22 protein-coding genes are annotated in these 19,126 nt (G+C 65.5%); 12 read left to right on the top strand and 10 right to left on the bottom strand.

Annotated features, from left to right (window positions below; all coding sequences use genetic code 11):
* Positions 1-17: 17 nt before the first annotated feature.
* Together GGD61_RS35830 and GGD61_RS35825 are read right to left on the bottom strand one after the other, a co-directional pair.
* Positions 18-1,391, bottom strand: a complete 1,374-nt coding sequence (locus GGD61_RS35830; RefSeq protein ID WP_183232102.1) for a PleD family two-component system response regulator — start codon at positions 1,389-1,391, stop codon at positions 18-20.
* A 14-nt stretch (positions 1,392-1,405) separates the two neighbouring features.
* Positions 1,406-1,771, bottom strand: coding sequence for a response regulator (locus tag GGD61_RS35825; protein WP_008566616.1), 366 nt, complete (start codon positions 1,769-1,771; stop codon positions 1,406-1,408).
* Between the two features lie 241 nt (positions 1,772-2,012).
* On the opposite strand from GGD61_RS35825, the gene GGD61_RS35820 reads away from it, so the two are divergent.
* The 3 genes from GGD61_RS35820 to GGD61_RS35810 all read left to right on the top strand — a co-directional run bounded on the left by GGD61_RS35820 (position 2,013) and on the right by GGD61_RS35810 (position 4,364).
* A complete protein-coding gene (locus GGD61_RS35820) occupies positions 2,013-2,312 on the top strand; it encodes a DUF3572 domain-containing protein (RefSeq protein ID WP_092257650.1) in 300 nt (99 codons plus the stop codon).
* A complete protein-coding gene (locus GGD61_RS35815) occupies positions 2,309-3,598 on the top strand; it encodes a DNA polymerase IV (protein WP_092257653.1) in 1,290 nt (429 codons plus the stop codon). Before GGD61_RS35820 ends, GGD61_RS35815 begins: the two co-directional genes overlap by 4 nt.
* Positions 3,599-3,962: 364 nt before the next feature.
* Positions 3,963-4,364: an ACT domain-containing protein gene (locus GGD61_RS35810; RefSeq protein ID WP_183232101.1), complete on the top strand. Its 402-nt coding sequence runs from the start codon at positions 3,963-3,965 to the stop codon at positions 4,362-4,364.
* Between the two features lie 37 nt (positions 4,365-4,401).
* Here the strand turns inward: GGD61_RS35810 and GGD61_RS35805 are convergent, their stop codons facing one another.
* The gene (locus tag GGD61_RS35805; protein ID WP_183232100.1) at positions 4,402-4,803 is read right to left on the bottom strand and encodes a RidA family protein; all 402 of its coding nucleotides are present in this window, start codon (positions 4,801-4,803) and stop codon (positions 4,402-4,404) included.
* A 258-nt stretch (positions 4,804-5,061) separates the two neighbouring features.
* On the bottom strand, positions 5,062-5,922 hold the full coding sequence (locus GGD61_RS35800) for a cell envelope integrity EipB family protein (RefSeq protein WP_183232099.1): 861 nt from the start codon (positions 5,920-5,922) through the stop codon (positions 5,062-5,064).
* A gap of 247 nt (positions 5,923-6,169) precedes the next feature.
* Between GGD61_RS35800 and GGD61_RS35795 the strand changes: the two genes are divergently transcribed.
* From GGD61_RS35795 to GGD61_RS35780, 4 genes are all read left to right on the top strand, one after another.
* The gene (locus GGD61_RS35795; protein WP_018321130.1) at positions 6,170-6,637 is read left to right on the top strand and encodes a RidA family protein; all 468 of its coding nucleotides are present in this window, start codon (positions 6,170-6,172) and stop codon (positions 6,635-6,637) included.
* Positions 6,638-6,642: 5 nt separating this feature from the next.
* Positions 6,643-7,389, top strand: a complete 747-nt coding sequence (locus tag GGD61_RS35790; RefSeq protein WP_183232098.1) for a glycerophosphodiester phosphodiesterase — start codon at positions 6,643-6,645, stop codon at positions 7,387-7,389.
* A gap of 212 nt (positions 7,390-7,601) precedes the next feature.
* Positions 7,602-8,873: a GNAT family N-acetyltransferase gene (locus GGD61_RS35785; RefSeq protein ID WP_183232097.1), complete on the top strand. Its 1,272-nt coding sequence runs from the start codon at positions 7,602-7,604 to the stop codon at positions 8,871-8,873.
* Between the two features lie 64 nt (positions 8,874-8,937).
* A complete protein-coding gene (locus GGD61_RS35780) occupies positions 8,938-9,363 on the top strand; it encodes an HIT domain-containing protein (protein ID WP_092257674.1) in 426 nt (141 codons plus the stop codon).
* 45 nt (positions 9,364-9,408) lie between these two features.
* On the opposite strand, the gene tsaA is transcribed toward GGD61_RS35780, so the two are convergent.
* From tsaA to GGD61_RS35760, 4 genes are all read right to left on the bottom strand, one after another.
* Positions 9,409-9,900 carry a tRNA (N6-threonylcarbamoyladenosine(37)-N6)-methyltransferase TrmO gene (gene tsaA / locus GGD61_RS35775; RefSeq protein WP_018321134.1) on the bottom strand — a complete coding sequence of 164 codons (492 nt, stop codon included), beginning with the start codon at positions 9,898-9,900 and terminating at the stop codon, positions 9,409-9,411.
* 32 nt (positions 9,901-9,932) lie between these two features.
* Positions 9,933-10,283, bottom strand: coding sequence for an AzlD domain-containing protein (locus GGD61_RS35770; protein WP_018321135.1), 351 nt, complete (start codon positions 10,281-10,283; stop codon positions 9,933-9,935).
* Positions 10,280-11,020 (bottom strand): AzlC family ABC transporter permease, encoded by a 741-nt coding sequence (locus tag GGD61_RS35765; protein ID WP_018321136.1) that lies wholly within the window; start codon positions 11,018-11,020, stop codon positions 10,280-10,282. Before GGD61_RS35765 ends, GGD61_RS35770 begins: the two co-directional genes overlap by 4 nt.
* Positions 11,021-11,179: 159 nt before the next feature.
* On the bottom strand, positions 11,180-12,145 hold the full coding sequence (locus tag GGD61_RS35760) for a lytic transglycosylase domain-containing protein (protein ID WP_092257679.1): 966 nt from the start codon (positions 12,143-12,145) through the stop codon (positions 11,180-11,182).
* A 76-nt stretch (positions 12,146-12,221) separates the two neighbouring features.
* Between GGD61_RS35760 and GGD61_RS35755 the strand changes: the two genes are divergently transcribed.
* Positions 12,222-12,860 carry an HAD family hydrolase gene (locus GGD61_RS35755; RefSeq protein WP_092257682.1) on the top strand — a complete coding sequence of 213 codons (639 nt, stop codon included), beginning with the start codon at positions 12,222-12,224 and terminating at the stop codon, positions 12,858-12,860.
* On the opposite strand, the gene GGD61_RS35750 is transcribed toward GGD61_RS35755, so the two are convergent.
* Positions 12,857-13,897, bottom strand: coding sequence for a phenylacetaldoxime dehydratase family protein (locus GGD61_RS35750; protein ID WP_092257685.1), 1,041 nt, complete (start codon positions 13,895-13,897; stop codon positions 12,857-12,859). The genes GGD61_RS35755 and GGD61_RS35750 overlap by 4 nt on opposite strands.
* A gap of 28 nt (positions 13,898-13,925) precedes the next feature.
* Positions 13,926-14,942: a carbon-nitrogen hydrolase family protein gene (locus GGD61_RS35745; protein ID WP_092257802.1), complete on the bottom strand. Its 1,017-nt coding sequence runs from the start codon at positions 14,940-14,942 to the stop codon at positions 13,926-13,928.
* A 196-nt stretch (positions 14,943-15,138) separates the two neighbouring features.
* On the opposite strand from GGD61_RS35745, the gene GGD61_RS35740 reads away from it, so the two are divergent.
* The 4 genes from GGD61_RS35740 (at position 15,139) to GGD61_RS35725 (ending at position 19,122) form a co-directional block, all read left to right on the top strand.
* The gene (locus tag GGD61_RS35740) at positions 15,139-16,095 is read left to right on the top strand and encodes a helix-turn-helix domain-containing protein (RefSeq protein ID WP_183232096.1); all 957 of its coding nucleotides are present in this window, start codon (positions 15,139-15,141) and stop codon (positions 16,093-16,095) included.
* 92 nt (positions 16,096-16,187) lie between these two features.
* Positions 16,188-16,424, top strand: a complete 237-nt coding sequence (locus tag GGD61_RS35735; protein ID WP_183232095.1) for a hypothetical protein — start codon at positions 16,188-16,190, stop codon at positions 16,422-16,424.
* A gap of 113 nt (positions 16,425-16,537) precedes the next feature.
* Positions 16,538-17,563 carry an aldo/keto reductase gene (locus tag GGD61_RS35730; protein WP_183232094.1) on the top strand — a complete coding sequence of 342 codons (1,026 nt, stop codon included), beginning with the start codon at positions 16,538-16,540 and terminating at the stop codon, positions 17,561-17,563.
* 137 nt (positions 17,564-17,700) lie between these two features.
* Entirely contained in the window at positions 17,701-19,122 is a 1,422-nt protein-coding gene (locus GGD61_RS35725; RefSeq protein ID WP_092257696.1) for an MFS transporter, read from the top strand.
* Positions 19,123-19,126 lie beyond the last annotated feature (4 nt).

The raw sequence follows: 19,126 nt of genomic DNA, 5'->3' as shown, positions 1-19,126 counted from the left end.
TTTTGCGCGGGCGGCCCTCACGCCGCCTGCGATACCACGCGGTTGCGCCCGTCGTGCTTGGCCCGATACAGCGCGGTATCGGCGCGCTTGAGGACGTCGGCGACCGCCTCGCCCTTCTGCTCCAGCGTGGTCAGGCCGATCGAGATCGTGACCTCGATGCGCTTGGCGCCTTTGTGGATCGCGAACGGCTCGCCCGCGATCGAGCGGCGCAGGCGCTCGGCGACCATGCCGGCGACGTGGAGATCGGTCTCCGGCATCACGATGACGAACTCCTCGCCGCCGTAGCGGCAGGCCAGGTCAATGCCGCGGATCGACTTGCGCACCCGCACCGCGAATTCACGCAGCACGTCGTCGCCGGCGTCGTGGCCGTAATTGTCGTTGATGGACTTGAAGAAGTCGATGTCCAGGATCATCAGCGCCAGCGGCTTGCCGCGGGTCGAAGCCTGCTCGGCGAGCGTCGCCAGATGGCTCTCCATGTAGCGGCGATTGTGCAGGCCGGTGAGCGCGTCCGTGATCGCCATCTCGATCGAGTTCTGCACGTTGTCGCGCAGATGATCGGTGTAGCGGCGGCGGCGGATCTGGGTGCGGGCCCGCGCCAGCAGCTCGGTCTTGTCGATGGGACGCAGCAGATAGTCGTTGACGCCGATCTCGAGGCCGCGGAGCAGCCGCGTCGAGTTCTCGGGGTCCGCAATCGCCAGGATCGGCACATGGCGCGTGCGCTCCAGCGAGCGCGCCTGGCTGCAGAGCCTCAGGCCGTCGAAATTGTTGAGGTCGAGCGAGACGATCAGCAAATCGTAATTGCCCTCGGCGGCGTGGAACAGCGCCTCCGTCGGGTTCGGCTCGACGTCGATGGTGTGCTCGGCGGCGAGGATCGTTGCCAGCGGCTCATAGGAGGACGGACGGTCGTCGACCAGCAGGATGCGGCCGCCCTTGCCGGTATCGGCCACGGCGCTGCGCTCGGGCGCCTGCATGCCGATCTCGAGCGAGGTGATGGCGCGCATGCGCAGCTCGTCGGTCATCATCTTCAGCCGCGTCAGCGAGCGCACCCGCGCGATCAGCACGACGTCGGAGACGGGTTTGGTCAGGAAGTCGTCGGCGCCCGCTTCCAGCCCCCGGTTACGGTCGGACGGACTGTCGAGCGCCGTCACCATCACGACGGGAATGTGGTGCGTGGCCGGATCGCTCTTGAGGCGGCGGCAAACTTCAAAACCGTCGATGTCGGGCATCATCACGTCGAGCAGGATGATGTCGCATTCAGCGCGATGACAGATCGCCAGCGCCTCGGTGCCGTTCGAGGCGGTCATCACGTCGAAATATTCGGCGGACAGGCGGGCTTCGAGGAGTTTGACGTTGGCAGGGACGTCATCGACAACCAGGATACGCGCGGACACTGTGAACTCACTTCCTATCCGATAAAACGCCGGACCGTCTCAATGAATTTGCCGACCGAGATCGGCTTGGACAAATAGGCCTCGCAGCCGCCCTCGCGGATGCGCTCTTCGTCGCCCTTCATCGCGAACGCCGTGACCGCGACGACGGGAATGGCGCGCAGCTCCGGATCGTCCTTGATCCAGCGTGTCACCTCTAGGCCGGAGACCTGCGGCAATTGGATATCCATCAGCACGAGGTCGGGCCGCATCTTGCGAACGAGGTCGAGCGCCTCGTAGCCGTTGCTGGTGCCGGAGGTCTGGTAGCCGTGCGCCTCCAACAGGTCGCGGAAGAGCTTCATGTTGAGCTCGTTGTCTTCCACGATCAGGACGGTCTTAGCCATCCCGCCCTCCTGATTGGTCCGCAGACCCATACATGTAACGCCTCAGGCGCCGCTCGCCGGCGCTTCGAAAACTGGATTCAAACTAGCCTCAGATTCGCTTGAGTTTCGTTAAACCCGAGGGTCGACTTTCTGCGATGTGGTTTCCAGTTGCTTGCCTGGGGTCGGAAGACTCAGGGCCGAGACTCGGGCATGATGATTCCAAATTAGAGACCGAAAGTTAACGGAAAGGCAAACCGTCCCCTTGAAAAAGCCTGTTCACAACCCCCGCGAAGTCGCTGAAATCGTTGCGATTCAGGCGCTCTCTTTCGTTGCGAGCGATCCCGAGCGGCTGGGCCTGTTTCTGGCCGAGACAGGGGTCGGTCCGGAGACCCTGCGCAATGCCGCCGCGGACCCCAATTTCCTGCTCAGCGTGCTCGATTTCGTGCTGCGCGATGACGCCACTGTGAAGGCCTTTGCCTCGACCGCGGAACTGCATCCGACCAACGTCGCGGCGGCGCGGCAGGTCCTCGGCGACCCCTCCTGGGAGCGCGACGTGCCGTGACCGTTCCCGACCCGGCCGGGCCTCGTTGCTTCTGCCGGGATTGTTCGGCCGATCTCGACATGGGCACGCGGCGCTGTTCCGCCTGCGGTTCCCCTCGCCTCGTCCGCCACCGCGCGCTCGCGGGCCTGACCATCGCCCACATCGACTGCGACGCCTTCTATGCGACGGTCGAGAAGCGCGACAATCCTGACATTGCCGACAAGCCGGTCATCATCGGCGGGGGAAAACGCGGCGTGGTGTCGGCCGCCTGCTACATCGCCCGCACCTACGGCGTGCGCTCGGCCATGCCGATGTTCAAGGCGTTGGAGGCCTGCCCGCACGCGACCGTGATCCCGCCGGATATGGCCAAATATGTCCGCGTCGGCCGCGAGGTGCGCCAGGCCATGCAGGCGCTGACGCCGCTGGTCGAGCCGCTCTCGATCGACGAGGCCTTCCTCGATCTCTCCGGCACCGAACGGGTGCACGGCATGATCCCGGCAAAGGTGCTGGCGCGCTTTGCCCGCGACGTCGAGCGCGACATCGGCATCTCCGTCTCGGTCGGCCTGTCCTGCAACAAGTTTTTGGCCAAGATCGCCTCCGACCTCGACAAGCCGCGCGGCTTCGCCGCGCTCGACCAGGAGGAAGCGCGATCGATGCTTGCCGAGAAGCCAGTCGGCTTCATCTTCGGCGTCGGACCTGCGACGCAGGAGCGCCTGGTGCAGCGCGGCTTCCGCATCATCGCCGATCTGCAAAAGGCCGACGAGATCGAGATGATGCGGCAGTTTCCGAGCGATGGCCGCCGGCTGTGGCGGCTCGCGCGCGGCATCGACGACCGCCGCGTCGAGCCTGACCGGGGCGCCAAGACGATATCGAGCGAAACCACCTTCGAGACCGACATCCGCGATTTCGCGACGCTGGAGAAGATCCTGTGGCGGCTGTGCGAGAAGACCTCGTCGCGGCTCAAGAGCAGCGAGCTCGCCGGCTTGACCGTCACGCTGAAGCTGAAGACCGCAGATTTCCGCCAGCGCACCCGCTCGCAATCGATCGCGGCCCCGACCCAGCTCGCCGCAAAGATCTTTGCGATCTGCCGCGAGATGCTGGCCAAGGAGATCGACGGCACCGCCTTCCGCCTGATGGGCGCCGGCGTCAGCGCGCTGCGCGAGGGCTCGCCCGCCGACGACACCGACATGCTCGACCGCCGCGCCGCCCACGCCGAGCGCGCGGTGGACAGCCTGCGCAAGAAATTCGGCAGCGCCGCGGTGATCCGCGGGATCGCGTATGAGGGGCCGGAGAAGGCGCAGGAGTGATCGGGACCTGCTCTGCTCAGTCGCGTTCAAAGATCCGTGCACCCGGATAGGCGCGCCTGGCATACTGGACGACCAGCTGCCGATCCTGCGTTTCCAGGAACGGAGTTCGGATCTGACAAGACCCGACAATGAGGTGCCACAAACCGTTGAGCTTTCGAATGACGACATTCATTGAGCTTCCTCGTAGTGACCCGAGTGGACTCAAATTGTAAGAATCCGCCGCCGTCACTCAATTGTACGAGCGTAAGGTCAGGGCATGAGAAGGATTCGGGGAGATATACGAACGTATGCCTGTCATGGCCTCAACAGCCGCCGGCGCCGATAGCTGCGCAAGGGCTCAAACGATCCTGCAGGAGCTGGCACCATGACGAGCGAGCACAATCTCGGCGCGCTGCTGAGACACATGAGGCCAAAGATGCTGGACGGGACCTTCGTATTTTGCACGATCCCGACCAGCGAGGCCATTCCCGAAGCACTCAAACCGCTGCTGACGTTCCGCGAACAGGAAGGCACGACGCTCGTGATCCCTCGCGAAGAGGCCGAAGCGGCGGGGCTTCGCTACGCGTTCCCCTCACGCCTGATCACCCTGACGGTTCACTCTGCGCTCGATGCGGTCGGCTTCCTGGCTGCGATCACGGCGCGCCTCGCCGACGCCGGCATCAGTGTGAACGCCGTGTCGGCCTTCCATCACGATCATCTGTTTGTGCCCGACGACAGGGCTGAGGAAGCGATGGCTGTTCTGCGAGATTTGTCTGCAACCAAGTAGGATGGGTTTCGCTGCGCTCTACCCATCCTACGCAACCTCAATCCGCGACGGCCACCGCCTCGATCTCGATTAGCCACTCCGGGGCTGCCAGCGCGGAAACGCCAACGAGCGTGGACGCCGGCGGCTCCATGCCTTCGAAGAAGGCCGAGCGAGCCTTGCCGATGATCGGGCGCAGCTCCGGCTTGTAGTTCACGACGAAGGTCGTGATCTTCACGATGTTGGAATAGCTCGCACCGGCCGCTTTCAGCGCGTGTCCGAGATTCTGCATCACCTGCGTGGTCTGCGCGGCGATATCGCCCTCGCCGACGATCCGCCCCTCCTCATCCACCGACACCTGGCCCGAAATGTAGATGGTGCGCGCGCCGGTGGCGGTGACGACGTGGGAATAAGCGGGATTGTGATGCAGGCCGCTGGGGCGGAGATGATCGAGCTTGGGCATGGGCTGGCTCCCTGAGGTTTTTGGTTAGGAGGGAGCGTAGCGGGAGATCATGACAAGAGCTAGATGCGACGCGCAACACTCGTGCACCGTCATCCTGAGGTGCGCGCCATGCGACGCGAAGCGGCGTATGGGAAGCCTCGAAGGATGCACGGCCCCGCTGATACGGCCGGGCCGTCGCCCTTCGAGGGCCGCTGAAGAAGCGGCCACCTCAGGGTGACGGTGATGGTGTGCGCGGTACGCAGCTGTAGCAACAATCCCTCAATTACAGGGCTTGCTGTCCTTGACGTCGAACTTGCCCATCGCGCCGGAAATGACAAAGTCGTTGTAATCGAGCACGAGCTGGCGCGAGACGCCGTTTTCGTAGAGCTCGAACGCCATCGCATAGACCGGCGTCTGCTCGCCCTCTTTCTGCTGGGCCTCACGGTCGAAATAGCTGACCGTAACGGGCCAGCGCTTGAGCGATTTCATGTGCTCGTCGGAGGTCGACGGATCCGGCGCGGCGGCGCGGTCGGCGGGGATCGGCTGGCCGATCACGGTCAGCGTGTTGTAGACCTTCTGGCCGTCGTCGGAGCCGTCATAGACGGAGAGCTCGAGCAGCGGCTTGCCATCCTTGGCGGCGGCGATGATGCGCTGGATCTGCTCGGTCGGGAACACGATCTTGCCGTCGAGCGTGAAGTTCTTGGGCGCCGGCAGCTTCAGCTTGACGTTGATGTGGTCGCCGTCGCGCTCGGCCGAGCCGTCGACGCGGCCGGCATCGGCCTCGTTCATGCGGGTCTCGATCTTGAAGCGGTAGCTTTTCCCCCCGGCATCTTCCCACGAGTTGGAGCGGAGGTCGCTCAGCGTGACCTTACCCTCGCCGCTGTCGAGCTCGGACACCTGGCGGAATTCAGAGGTGTAGCCCTCGCACGAGCTTCCGGTGAAGTTGTAGAGAATTCGGCCCCGCGCGCTGCTCACCGAATTGGAGCGCGATTTCACCAGGCTCAAGTCGTAGAGGGCCTGGTGCGCGAGGAACGGACCATTGGCGGCCTGCGCGGCGTCGCCAAGGCCTAAATCGCCAAGTCCGAAACTGGCCGCCGCGAGCGCCATTACACCGAGCGAAGTCCGGAAAAGGTGCACCATGTCTGTTCCTTGGGGGCGCGTCCTTGGGATGCGCAGATTCGACATTTTAATGACCGTTCCATTGCGTCGCAACTGAGGCCGTTTCACGTAAAGTTGCGGCCCTGCCGTTGAACCTGCGGCCTCGCCTCGGCAAAGGCAGCCTGCTGCGGTTTGCTTGCATGTGGCGGCACGATGGGCGAAACAGGGCGCGGCCGGCCTCCCACGGATGCGCCGGGGCGAATGGAATTTCTGGACAACGAGGTCGAACATGGCGGGCACGGTCGAGCAAAAGCTGGCGGAACAGGGCATCAAGCTGCACGAGGCCCCTACCCCTGTGGCCAATTACGTCCCGTTCGTGCGCACCGGTAATTTGCTGTTCGTCTCCGGCCAGGTCTGCTTCGACCCCGCCGGCAAGCTGATCGCCAAGGGCAAGTTGGGCGCCGGCGTCTCGATCGAAGACGGCGCGGCGGCGGCCCGCGGCTGCGCGGTCAATTTGCTGGCCCAGGTCAAGGCGGCGCTCGGCGACCTCGACAAGGTGGTGCGCGTGGTGCGCCTCGGCGGCTTCATCAACTCGGCCCCCGATTTTCTGGATGGGCCGAAGGTGCTCAACGGCGCCTCCGACCTGATGGTCGCCGCCTTCGGTGACAAGGGCCGCCATGCCCGCACCACCGTCGGCGTCGCCTCTTTGCCGGCAGACGCGGCGGTCGAGGTCGATGGCGTGTTCGAGGTCGCCTGACGCGCATGCGCGCTCCTGATTGGCTGACAGCCCGGCCGGTCGCTCATCGCGGCCTGCATGACATTTCCCGCGGCGTTGTCGAGAACATGCCCGGCGCGGTGCAGGCTGCGATATCGGGCAATTTTTCGATCGAGGTCGATATCCAGCTCTCGGCCGACGGCGAGGCCATGGTGCATCACGACCATGCGCTCGGCCGCCTCACCGAGGCCACCGGCGAGGTCGTGTCGAAGACCGCGGCGGAGCTGAAGGCTGTCAAATTCAAGGACACGGACGAGCGAATGATGTCGCTGTCCGACCTCTGCGCCATGGTCGCCGGCCGGGTCCCGCTGGTGATCGAGGTGAAGAGCCATTTTGGCGGCGACCGCAAGCTGGTGAAGCGGATGGCCGAGGTGCTGGCGTCCTATGACGGCCCCGCCGTCGGCATGTCGTTCGATCCCGACCAGGTGCTGGCACTGCGCAAGCTGTTGCCCTCCCGCCCGCGCGGCATCGTCGCGCAGCGGACCTATGAGGACGACTATTGGGCCAAGCTCACGCAGGAACAGCGCGACAGCATGCTGTATCTGCGCCACGGCTTTCAGACCCAGCCCCACTTCGTTGCCTTCAGGGTCGACGACCTCCCGGCCCCCGCTCCCTGGATCGCCCGCAACGTCTTCGGCTGCGCCCTGCTCGGCTGGACCGTCCGCACCCCGGAGCAGCGGACACGGGTCGGGCAACATGCCGATCAGATGATCTTTGAGGGGTTCGTGCCGTAGGAATGGTCTCGTGTCCCGGACAAGCTGCAACGCTTTGGCGTTGCGGCGCAGAGCCGGGACCCAGAAGGCGGCACGCTACGCGGTGAGATGGGCCCGGCTCTGCAGCGCGGACGATGCCTCGCATCGCCGGAGCGCTACGCTGCGTCCGGGGCACGAGAGCTGCGCTCCCGCCCCCTTGAAGTCGCTGCTGCAATGCACGATCTTGGGCAACAATGGCATCATCCGAAATCACGCTCGAGGCCGTACCTTCGATTGGTGAGGTATCCCCGGAGGACTGGGACGCCTGTGCCAATCCCGGCAAGGCTCTTAACGAAAAGGCTCTTAACGAAAAGGCCTGCAACGGGCTTGGCGCGGGAACCTCATCTGGACTTCCAGGCGACTCCCTCGGCCTTTTAAAACCCGCCTATAACCCTTTCGTCTCGCACGCCTTTCTGTCCGCCGTCGAGAAATCCGGTTCGGCGACAATCCGCACCGGCTGGGGACCGCGGCATCTCGTGGCCAAGGTCGACGGCCGCGTCGCCGGTGTCGTGCCCTGCTATCTGAAATCGCATTCGCAAGGCGAGTACGTGTTCGACCGCGGCTGGGCGGACGCCTATGAGCGCGCCGGCGGGCGCTACTATCCGAAGCTGCAGGTCTCGGTTCCCTTCACGCCGGCCACAGGCCCGCGCCTGCTGGTCCGTGACGGCGTCGATCACGAGCGCATCATGGACGCACTGGCGAGCGGGCTGGTGGCGCTCTGCGGCGTCAGCAAGGCCTCCTCCGTCCACGTCACCTTCGCACAGGAGGCCGAGTGGAAGCTGCTCGCCGAGCATGGATTCCTGCAGCGCACGGACCAGCAGTTCCACTGGCACAATGAGGGCTTTACTGGCTTCGACGACTTCCTGGCGACGCTGAACTCGCGCCACCGCAAGTCGATCAAGCGCGAGCGGCGCGACGCGCTTCCCGCCGGGATCACGATCCACTGGCTCACCGGCAAGGACATCACCGAGGACGCCTGGGATGCGTTCTTCATGTTCTACATGGAGACCGGGTCGCGCAAATGGGGCCGTCCCTATCTGACGCGCGAGTTCTTCTCGCTGATCGGCGAGACCATGAGCGAGGACGTGCTGCTGGTGATGGTCCGCCGCAACGATCGCTGGATCGCGGGCGCGATCAACTTCATCGGCTCGGACACGCTGTTCGGCCGCAACTGGGGCGCGGTCGAGCATCATTCGTTCCTGCATTTCGAGGTCTGCTATTACCAGGCGATCGATTTCGCGATCAAACGCGGCCTCACCCATGTCGAGGCCGGCGCGCAAGGCGAGCACAAGATCGCGCGCGGCTACCTGCCGCGCACCACCCATTCCGCGCACTTCATCGCCGATCCCGGCCTGCGCCGCGCGATCGATGATTACCTCAAGCGCGAGCGCGCGTACGTCGCAGAGGCCGGACGGGAGCTTGCCGGTCTCGGCCCGTTCCGGAAAGGCGCCGACGAGGCGCCTTGACGATTTGCCGCGGCTGGTGACAGTAAGCGCAAAATTCCAAGCGCAAAGTTCTTGGGGAGCCGCCATGACCGCCTACGACACCAACAATATCTTCGCCAAGATCCTGCGCGGCGAGCTGCCCTGCTCCAAGGTCTATGAGGACGAGCACGTCTTCGCGTTCCTCGACATCATGCCGCGCGTGCCTGGCCACACGCTGGTGATCCCGAAGGCCCCCGCCCGCAACATCCTCGACATCAAGCCTGACGATTACGCCCACGTCGCCCGCGGCGCGCACAAAATCGCGGCGGCTGCAATGAAGGCGTTCAAGGCCGACGGCATCACCATCCAGCAGTTCAACGAGCCCGCCGGCGGACAAGTGGTGTTTCACCTGCACATGCACGTGATGCCGCGCCACGACGGCGTGGCGATGCTGCCGCCCGCCAGCCGCAAGGAAGACGCCAAGGTATTGGAAGAGCACGCGGCGAAGCTGATCGCGGCGTTGAAGAGCTGATTGTCATTCCGGGCTCGCGCCTTCGCCACGCCCCGGAATGACAGATTACTCCGTCTCGAAATCCCCCGGCTGCGGCGCCGCCAATGGCGTGAACTCGCAGCGGTCGGGCTTGATGTCGATCAGCGGCGTGTTGTCGATGCAATCGAGACCGCGCACCAGGATCGCATTGCCCTCGATGCCGACCAGCTTCACGATCGACGTGCCGATCGGATTGGGCCGCACCGGCGAGCGCAGCGAGAACGTGCCGCGGGTCTTTTCGTTGTTCTTCGGGCTCTGCAGGATGATGTCGCGGCGCGACTGGTCGAGCCAGTAGAGCACTTCGAGATTGCTGTAGAAATCGACCCCCTTGATGGCCGGCACGAACGGCTCGAAGATCTCGAGCCGGCAGATCGGACCATCCTGACGCCCCTGCCGCGGCGTCTCCAGCCGCGAGGTCCAGGGCGTACGAATACGCCCGATGAAGACGAGACCGGCATCTTGCGTCGGTGGCAGCTCGATGGCGACCTCGCCCTCGCGGAGCTCCTGTTCGCGAACCATATTTCCTGTTCCTTGACTGTTCGCCGGCGGTTTTAGCCCAACCACCACTTGCCGGCCAGCATGAAGACTTCACCGGTCACCACGCCCGCAAAGATCGAGCGGCGGGTCAGCAGGAAGACGACGAGGCCAGCGCCAACCGCGCCATAGCGTAGGGTATCGGGCACGCTCGCCAGCGCCCCCGGCGGCTCGACCACGATCTGGGCGATGACGCCGGCCAGAATCGCGGTGGCGACCGCCCGCACCCAGACCAGCAGTTCGGAGCCTTCGTCGATGCCGCCGCCGAACCACAGTCCCAGCATGCGCCATATCTGGTTGGGAATGACGCCGGCGACGAACAGCACCGCCAGCGCGTGCCAGTCGCCGATCGCTTGCGCAAAGCTCATGCGCGCACCTCGCGCCACCAATGCACGCCATAGGCGATCGTGCCGGCCACCACCCCGCTGATCAGGATATCGACGCCGGAGCTCATCTTCGCGGCGAGCGGATACAGCAAGATGCCCAGCACGAGCGCGACGACATCGGCCACTTCGCGGCTGTTGCGCGCAGTCGAGAACAGGAAGGACAGCGGCGTCAGCAGTAGGATCGCCGCGCCAAGAGTCTGCGTTAGATTAGCGGCGAGGAAATAGCCGACCGTGTTGGCGACGAGGCACACCGAGACGAGGCCACAGCCGAGCCCGTGAACGAAGGCGATGCGCCGCTCACGCGGCACAAGCGGCAGGAAGCGGTGGCATTCGACCCACAACGTCACCGCGGTGAGATGCGCGGCAAAGACCAGCTCGCGCCGTTTGGTCGTCGGCGTGCGCATCAGCGGCAAGACCGAGACCACCATCGGAAACAGCCTGATAGCGCTGACGGTCACCGCGATCGCGGACTGGATGATGGTGGCGCCGGAGCCCAGTGTGGTGATCAGGATGATCTGCGCCGGCCCCGCCCAGACGAACAGCGTCGAGGCGAGCGCCCAGACCAGGCTGAAATGGGTGTCATGGGCCAGCGCACCGATGCCGAGATAGGTCACGAACAGCACGATGGTGAGGATCGTCTGCGTGATCGAGCGCAGCCCCCAGCCGAAAGCAAGCCAGGGACTATTCCATTGCGGTGAATCGAGCGGAGGGAGCGCCACGGAAGTCTTGGCCGGGTGAGGAATCGTGCTTGCATAACGGGCGATGCGGCGGCTCGCGTCAAGGAAACAGGCGGCGGGGCTGGCATGCGCGACACACCCACCGCACCGCTGTCATTCCGGGCTCGTGCCCAAGAAGGCACCCCGGAATGACGATTGGAGCTACCCGCTCACGCCCTTGTTCTTCAGCACGAAGCACGCCCCGCCGGCCTTCCGGATCCGGTTACAGAGATCATCCGCCTCGCTGCGCGTGTCGGCACCGATGCGCACCTGGTAGAACGCGCGGGTGCCGCGGCTGCGCATCACCGAGCTCAAAAGGCTCGGATCGTGGTCGCCGATTGCGGTGCCGAGCCGCGTGACGGCGCGGGAATACATCGCCAGCGCCCTGTTGCGGTCGAAACCGGCGGCGAGCTGCACGCCCCAGGCTTTTGCGGCCGCCAGCTCGACATGCTGCTCGAGCTCGGCGACGAAAGCATTCGGCGCGCGCTTGAGCAGCGCCATCAGGTCGCGACAGCTGGTCGGCGGCGCGCTCGGCGGGCCCTTGCCGGTCGCACCCGCCTTGGCCCAGGCATCGACGCTCGTCCCAGTGATCGCGTAGACGTAGTTGCGGGTCTGCTCCGGCATGCCGCCGGTGCCGGCGAGCCATTCCTGCACGCGCCGCGGACCTGCGTTGTAGGCAGCGGCCGCAAGGCCGAGATTGCCGAACTGGTTGCGCAGCTCATTCAGAAACTCTGCCGACTTCGGCAATGCCTGCACCGGATTGAACGGATTAAGCAGACCGCGCTCGCTCGCGGTGCCTGGCATGAACTGCGCGATCCCCTGTGCGTGCTCGCCGCTGCGTGTCGTCGGGCCTACCGCGTCGGCCTGGAAGCGGCTTTCCTGCCAGATCACCCGGGCGAAGAATTCCAGCGGGAGATTGGCATCGCGTGCGGCGGCCTCGATGATCAGGCAGATCGACTCCCGCGTGTCGCTCTCGCGCGCCGAATCGGGCGATGGCGACGGTTTTGCGGGGGCTTCGGGGCCGAGCTGCGTGGGAGGAACCGGTGCGTCCTCGGCCAGCGCCGGCGTGCAGACGAACGCTGCCACGAGCAACTGCCAGATCAGCTTCTGGACCCCACCAAGCTGCATTTCGCTCCAAGCCCTTGAACTCGGGCCCCAAGGCAACTAGCAACGGCCGGAACAATCAACGCTGAGCTCGGCCAAAATGCGGACAATCTATTTTGATCTCGACGGCACACTCACCGATCCAAAGCCCGGGATCACCGGTTCGATCCAGTATGCCCTGAAAAAACTCGACCAGCCGGTCCCGAGCCAGGACGAGCTGACCTGGTGCATTGGGCCGCCGCTGCATGCCAGCCTAAAGAGGCTCGTCGGAACCGACGAACTTGCTGACCGGGCGCTGCTACTCTACCGCGAGCGGTTTTCCGAGGTCGGCCTGTTCGAGAATGCGCTCTACCAGGGCATCCACGACACGCTCGCCGCGGTGGCCGCCACGACGCCGCGGATGTTCGTCGCAACCAGCAAGCCCGCGGTCTACGCCACCCGCATCGTCGATCATTTCGGCCTGAAGCCGTACTTCGAGCGTGTGTTCGGCTCCGAGCTCGACGGCACCCGCGTTGACAAGCGCGATCTGCTGCGCTACGCGCTCGACGAGACCAAGGTCGACGCGAGCAGCGCCATCATGATCGGCGACCGCAGCCACGATGTGATCGGCGCCCGCACCAACGGCATGACCGCGATCGGCGTGCTCTATGGCTATGGCAGCGAGACCGAGCTCAGGGACGCCGGCGCGCATCACATCTGCGCCGCACATCCCGAGCTGCTCGGCCACTGCGTCGTCTAAGCGACGACCGTCTCGATCGCCGCCAGCATCCCGGTCTTCGGGTGACAGTCCAGATATTCGAAGAACTGCTCGTCGGCGGCCGCCACCGTGACCTCGTGATAGAGCCGCAGCTTGGCTGACGGCCCGAGCGTCGACAGATATTTCATCGCCGCGCCAAAAATCCTGACATGGGTCGGATGCGACTCCGCCCAGCGTTCGAGCGCCGCCAGGCTCTTCCACCAGCTCTGGCCGTAGGACTTTTCGCTCACGCGGCCGTCGGCCTGGAGCACCTGCATGTAGCGGTTGGCATAGCAGCCGATCGCAAGACCGTCGTCGCGCAGGAAATCCATGCCTTCGCGCAGCACCGGCTCGACATCGTCGAGATAGAGCTTTCGCTCGGATGCCTCGGTATCGCTCCAATCCTGTCCGGATCTGATCAGGCAGAGATTGTCGTGCGCCCTCACGCGTAGCCGCGCGCCGTCCCGGATCAGCTCCGGCGCGCCGCCGGGCGTCATCGCGTCGGTTTGCGACAGCGGGATACGGTCGCGCATGCCGCCCCAATAAGCGTGCTCCTGCACCTCGCCGCTCATGCCGCCAGCGATGGCCGCGACACCCTCGGTCCGGTCGGGCGAAGAGAACAGCGTCTCGTGTCGCGCCACAATGGGACGCAGCACCTCGATGAAGGTGCCGACACCCTCGCGCCGCCTCCCGGTCCATGCCGCGCGTGCCGGTTCGAACCAGGCGTCGAAGCGCGCAACGTCGTCCCAATAGGCGACCGAGACGAAGGTCTCGTGCCCGGCCTGGTCGACATAGCGCGCGCGATCCCAATGGGAGGGTCCGCCTTGCGCAGCGAACCGCCCCGCGATTTCGGCAAGCGCCTCCGTTGCGGCCGCCGGCGCCGCGCCGCGATACTGCACGCCGAAATAAGCCATCACGACGCGGCTCACGGTCGGCTTGTAGCGCGCCACGAAGGACGGATATGGCGGCTGGTAATCATCAGGCACGCGCTTGTGGCGCGTGCGCTGGGTCTCGAGATGCTGAGGAATTGCGGATTCCATGATCGTACCCTCCTCTCGATCTCGGTGATCAGCTCGCTGCCGCAGCAATGTCCGTGGGCTCGACGGTGTCCACCGGCAACGCAAATTGCTCGACGCGTTGGTACCGCCTCTTGTTCAGGAGCAGCCGCGTCACGTCGGGCCGCGAATAATGCCCGGCCGGATCTGCCGCGTTCTTGGCAACGCCGATGGCGCCGAGGTCGATCTCGGCGATCAATAGCCCCTCCTGATCCGGCGCCAGCTTGTCGCCGATCTGGCTGCCGTCGGGACCGTAGATCGCGGCAAAGCCGCCGCCGGCATGCAGCAGCGCATGCTTGTCCGGCCGATCGCAGAGCTCGTCGATCATGGCCTGCGAGACCGTCGCGCAAGGCGCCAGCACGAAGCAGGAGCCCTCCACCGCATAGACGCGCGAGGCGGCGTTGTTGACCTCGGCCCCGAGCGCCGGCGCAAAGGGATCGTAGAGCGAGAAGCTCGGCCAGGCCGCGACGTGCACCTGCTCGTTTTGGGCGTACATCGCGTATTTGGACAGCGGCTGCAGATGCTCCCAGCAGCACAGCGCGCCGAGACGGCCGATGTCGGCCCTCGCGTGGACTGCGAGATCGCTGCCGTCGCCCTCGCCATAGACGGTGCGCTCGGCATGGGTCGGCCGCAGCTTGCGGCGCTTGGCGATGGTCTCGCCGTCGGGCCCGATTAGCCATTGCGCGAGATAAAGGCTGCCGCCGTCGCGTTCGGACAGGCCGATCACGGCGGTGAGCTTGGCCTTGCGTACGGCATCGCGCAACCGCTCGGCCTGCGGGCTGTCATAGGACAGCGAGTTGTCGAAATAGCGCTGCACGAAGCCGCGGCCGATTGCCCAGGCCGGCGAGTCCATCCAGATATGCCAGGGGTAACCGGGGATGAAGGCCTCGGGAAAAGCGATCAGCCTGGCGCCCTTCTCGGCGGCGTCCCGGATCAGCGCGATCGACTTGTCGATGGAGGCGTCGAGATCGAGCCAGGCCGGCGCCGCCTGCACCACCGCCACCTTGTATTTCGGATGTTCGATGCCCATTGCCGCCTCCATTGCCGGTTGATCGGAAGCCATCTCCGATGCAGTCTATTGGGCCAAAGCGGGCAACCGGCCGCTCGACCGCGGCGGAACAAAAACTCGACCGGCCAGGATTTCGGCCCGGTACGGGTTTTGCCTCGGATCGGGCTGGATCTGCGCCAACATGCGATTTCGCTGGATGTGAAAGGGAGGCCTGCCGATGCCAATCCAGTTCACGACGGACGGCAGCCCCGGCTACCGGCGGCTCGCCCTCTGGCAGGACATCGTCTGCGACGTCTTCGTCGGGCTCGACTGCAAGTCCGATCTCGGCAGCGCCTTTCGCGGCTCGGTGACGCAAATCCCGCTCGGCAAGGCGGTGTGCTCCGAGGTCTGCTCCGACCGCCAGCATGTGTTCCGCACGCCCTCCCGCATCGCGCGCTCGGATCAGGATTTCGTCCTGGTCGCGCTCGGCCATCGCGGCGATGGCGGCGTGGTGCAGGACGGCCGTGAGACCGTGGTTCATCCCGGCGAGTTCGCGCTCTACGACACCACGCGCCCCTATGAGCTGAAGTTCAACGATGCTTTTACGCAGACCATCTTCAAGGTGCCGCGCGAGATGTTGCAGCGCCGGCTCGGCGGCACGGAGACGCTGACGGCGATGTCGTTCGGCACTGAGGCACCGCTCGAGCGGCTCGCCTATGATTTCATCTTCCGGCTTTGCCAGAGCGCCGACCGGCTCGCCCCTGGCAACGCCGCCGTTCTGTCCGAACAGGCGGTCGACCTGCTCGCGATGGCGCTGAGCGAGCGGCTCGGCAAGACGTCGCTGCCATCCTCGACCCATCGCTCCGCGCTGATCTACCGGCTCAAGGCGCATGTCCGCGCCCATCTCGCCGACCCCGACCTTTCATTGCCGGAGGCCGCCGCCGCGCTCGGCATCTCGCCGCGCTATGTGAATGATCTTCTCGCCGACGAGCAGACCTCGTTCCAACGTTACGTCCTCGCCGAGCGCCTTGCGCAGTGCCGGCGCGACCTCACCTCGCCCATGCTCGTCCATTGCCACATCAGTGAGATCGCCTTCGCCTGGGGTTTTAACGACCTCTCGCATTTCGGCCGGGTCTTCCGCGAGCACTTCGGGATGTCGCCGCGCGATTTCAGGCAGAGCCAGCTGCGGCACTGAGCAGCCATCTTCACAAGCCTTCGTCCTGGCCGAAGGCAACGCTCGCCAATTCCAGATTGTCTTGCGTTGCGGCGTGGATCAGGCTGCCACGCATGAGGACTCAGACCACGATCAGCGGAACGGACCTGTTACTGAGCGTCATCGCGATCCGTCTCGCGGTGCTGGTCGTGGTGGGATGGGGTTTGACTCTCCTGCCGCAGCAGACGCGCAATCGAGAGCTCGGCTGCGCTCTCCCATCCCAGGCAAGGGACGAGGCGAAACTTTCGGCGAAGATTGTCGGCCCGCACATCGTTGATGCCGCGTTCGACGACATGCTTCGGCACGATTAGGGCGTCCGAGCAAGGCCGGTATGTGAGCGCGTGATAGGACAAGGCACCCGCTTGCGCTAACCTCAGCGCCAAGGCGACAACGATCAATCAGCGGCCAGCCGAGGAGCATATCGATGGAATACCGACGCTTGGGCCGGTCAGGCCTCATGGTGCCCGCTTTGAGCCTTGGCACCGGCACGTTCGGCGGCGTCGGCCGCCTTGCCGCGTGGGGCACGACCGACGCGACCGAGGCGCGGCGCCTGCTGGACATCTGCCTCGAGGCCGGCGTGTCGATGTTCGACACCGCGGACGTCTATTCGCTCGGCGAGTCCGAACGCGTTCTCGGCGGGGCCATCAAGGGCCGCCGCGACAAGGTGCTGGTCTCGACCAAGGCCACGTTTCGCTTCGGCGACGGCCCCAACGACATTGGCTCGTCACGGCAGCATCTGCTCGCAGCCATCGACGGTTCGCTGAGCCGGCTCGGCACCGACTACATCGACCTGTTCCAGCTCCACGGCTTCGACGCCTTCACCCCGCCCGAGGAGGTGCTCGCGACCCTCGATACGCTCGTGCGCGCCGGCAAGATCCGCTATGTCGGCGTTTCGAATTTTTCGGGCTGGCACCTGATGAAGTCGCTCTCCGTTGCCGACAAGCACGGCTTTCCGCGCTACGTCGCCAACCAAACCTATTATTCGCTGATCGGGCGCGATTACGAATGGGAGCTGATGCCGCTCGGCCTCGACCAGGGGCTGGGTGCCGTGGTCTGGTCGCCGCTCGGATGGGGACGCCTCACCGGCAAGATCCGCCGCGGCCAGCCGAAGCCCGAGGTGAGCCGCCTGCCCAAGACCGCCGAGTTCGGCCCGCCGGTGCCGGACGAACACGTCTATCGTGTCGTCGATGCCATCGACGAGGTCGCGAAGGAAACCGGCAAGAGCGTGTCGCAGATCGCGCTGAACTGGCTGCTGCAGCGCCCGACCGTATCGACGCTGATCATCGGCGCGCGCAACGAGACGCAGCTGCGCGAAAATCTCGGCGCGGTCGGCTGGTCGCTGACCAACGACCAGATCGCCAAGCTCGACGCCGCGAGCAACGTGACGCTGCCCTATCCCTACTGGCACCAGCGCACGACCTTTACCGACCGCAATCCGCCGGCGGTCTAGCGCAAGAATCTTTGTGTTTGCCGAGCCGCCACGAGTGCTTCCGTTGCGGGAACTGCGGAAAGCCTGACGGGTTGCCGTCAATCCGGCAATTTCCTATCCGGAGATGAAACACGGCTCGAATCAAGCGCGCCTCCATCATGTCGTCCGCCCCCATCGAGCATGCCGACGGCCTGCCGCAGCCACAGCGCAACCAGGCGGTGCTGACCATTGCGCTCGGCATCATCATGGCGGTGGTCGACAGCGCCATCGCCAATGTCGCCCTGCCGACGATCGCGGCCGACCTCGACGCCAGTCCCGCCTTCTCGATCTGGATCGTCAACGGCTACCAGCTCGCGATCACGATCTCGCTGCTGCCGCTGGCTTCGCTCGGCGAGATCGTCGGCTATCGCCGCGTCTATCTGGTCGGGCTGGTGCTGTTCACGCTGGCGTCCGCCTTCTGCGCGCTGGCGCATACGCTGCCGCTGCTCACGATCGCGCGCATCATCCAGGGCTTTGGCGCGGCCGGCATCATGAGCGTCAACGCGGCGCTGGTGCGCTTCACCTACCCGCGCAGCCAGCTCGGCCGCGGCATCGGGCTCAACGCGCTCGTCGTCGCCTTCTCGGCCGCCATCGGCCCGACGCTCGCCGCAGGCATCCTTGCGGTCGGAAGCTGGCCGTGGCTGTTCGCCATCAACGTGCCGCTCGGCGCGGTGACGCTGGTGCTGGGCCTGCGCAGCCTGCCGCACACAAAGCCCGCCAGCCATTCGTTCGACTGGCAGAGCGCGGGGCTTTCGGCGATCACCTTCGGCGTCGGGATCGCGGCCGTCGACAGCGTCGGTCATGGCGAGGCCGCCATCACCTGCCTCGTGCAGTTCGCCATCGCCATCGTCGCAGGCGCGCTGCTGATCTGGCGCGAAACCCACATGACCTCGCCGCTGCTGCCGGTCGACCTGTTGCGCATCCCGGTGTTCGCGCTGTCGATCGCAACCTCGATCGCCTCGTTCTGCGGGCAGATGCTGGCCTTCGTCGCCATCCCCTTCTACCTCCAGAGCCGCTTCGGCTATTCGGCGGTCCATATGGGCCTCCTGATCACGCCATGGCCGATCGCCGTGGCGTTCGCAGCGCCCCTCGCCGGCCGCCTGGTCGAGCGTTATCCGGCCGGCCTGCTCGGCGGCATCGGCCTCACGCTGTTCGCCTGCGGCCTTGCCGCGCTCGCCTTCCTGCCCGCAGACCCCACACCGTTCGACGTGATCTGGCGCATGGCGTTGGCGGGCGCCGGGTTCGGTCTGTTCCAGACGCCCAACAACCGCACCATGATCGCAGCCGCCCCGCGGGAGCGCGCCGGCGGCGCCAGCGGCATGCTGGGCACGGCACGCCTGCTCGGCCAGACCACTGGCGCCGCGCTGGTGGCGCTGTTGCTCGGACGGTATCTGGTTGAGGGGACCAGGCTGGCGCTGCTCGTGGGCGTCGGGTTTGCACTCTGCGGCGCGGTGCTGAGCATGCTGCGATTGTCTCCGGCCGGCGCGCGCGGCGCCGAACACGTCCGCGTGCAGGACGATCAGCGCCTGCGGGGCGACTGACGGA

The organism is Bradyrhizobium sp. SBR1B (assembly GCF_014198205.1).
Taxonomy (GTDB): Bacteria; Pseudomonadota; Alphaproteobacteria; order Rhizobiales; family Xanthobacteraceae; genus Bradyrhizobium.
Note: the sequence above shows the minus strand (reverse complement) of the source record. Positions and strands in the feature narration are given on the sequence as shown.

What these genes read in the sequence shown, in the direction of transcription:
- GGD61_RS35760 (WP_092257679.1), bottom strand. Translation starts at nt 12,145, where the DNA reads ATGCAGCTTGGTGGGGTCCAGAAGCTGATCTGGCAGTTGCTCGTGGCA.
- GGD61_RS35750 (WP_092257685.1), bottom strand. Translation starts at nt 13,897, where the DNA reads ATGGAATCCGCAATTCCTCAGCATCTCGAGACCCAGCGCACGCGCCAC.
- GGD61_RS35770 (WP_018321135.1), bottom strand. Translation starts at nt 10,283, where the DNA reads ATGAGCTTTGCGCAAGCGATCGGCGACTGGCACGCGCTGGCGGTGCTG.
- GGD61_RS35740 (WP_183232096.1), top strand. Translation starts at nt 15,139, where the DNA reads ATGCCAATCCAGTTCACGACGGACGGCAGCCCCGGCTACCGGCGGCTC.
- GGD61_RS35810 (WP_183232101.1), top strand. Translation starts at nt 3,963, where the DNA reads ATGACGAGCGAGCACAATCTCGGCGCGCTGCTGAGACACATGAGGCCA.
- GGD61_RS35800 (WP_183232099.1), bottom strand. Translation starts at nt 5,922, where the DNA reads ATGGTGCACCTTTTCCGGACTTCGCTCGGTGTAATGGCGCTCGCGGCG.
- tsaA (WP_018321134.1), bottom strand. Translation starts at nt 9,900, where the DNA reads ATGGTTCGCGAACAGGAGCTCCGCGAGGGCGAGGTCGCCATCGAGCTG.
- GGD61_RS35795 (WP_018321130.1), top strand. Translation starts at nt 6,170, where the DNA reads ATGGCGGGCACGGTCGAGCAAAAGCTGGCGGAACAGGGCATCAAGCTG.
- GGD61_RS35730 (WP_183232094.1), top strand. Translation starts at nt 16,538, where the DNA reads ATGGAATACCGACGCTTGGGCCGGTCAGGCCTCATGGTGCCCGCTTTG.
- GGD61_RS35755 (WP_092257682.1), top strand. Translation starts at nt 12,222, where the DNA reads ATGCGGACAATCTATTTTGATCTCGACGGCACACTCACCGATCCAAAG.
- GGD61_RS35825 (WP_008566616.1), bottom strand. Translation starts at nt 1,771, where the DNA reads ATGGCTAAGACCGTCCTGATCGTGGAAGACAACGAGCTCAACATGAAG.
- GGD61_RS35780 (WP_092257674.1), top strand. Translation starts at nt 8,938, where the DNA reads ATGACCGCCTACGACACCAACAATATCTTCGCCAAGATCCTGCGCGGC.
- GGD61_RS35735 (WP_183232095.1), top strand. Translation starts at nt 16,188, where the DNA reads ATGAGGACTCAGACCACGATCAGCGGAACGGACCTGTTACTGAGCGTC.
- GGD61_RS35805 (WP_183232100.1), bottom strand. Translation starts at nt 4,803, where the DNA reads ATGCCCAAGCTCGATCATCTCCGCCCCAGCGGCCTGCATCACAATCCC.
- GGD61_RS35785 (WP_183232097.1), top strand. Translation starts at nt 7,602, where the DNA reads ATGGCATCATCCGAAATCACGCTCGAGGCCGTACCTTCGATTGGTGAG.
- GGD61_RS35790 (WP_183232098.1), top strand. Translation starts at nt 6,643, where the DNA reads ATGCGCGCTCCTGATTGGCTGACAGCCCGGCCGGTCGCTCATCGCGGC.
- GGD61_RS35745 (WP_092257802.1), bottom strand. Translation starts at nt 14,942, where the DNA reads ATGGGCATCGAACATCCGAAATACAAGGTGGCGGTGGTGCAGGCGGCG.
- GGD61_RS35725 (WP_092257696.1), top strand. Translation starts at nt 17,701, where the DNA reads ATGTCGTCCGCCCCCATCGAGCATGCCGACGGCCTGCCGCAGCCACAG.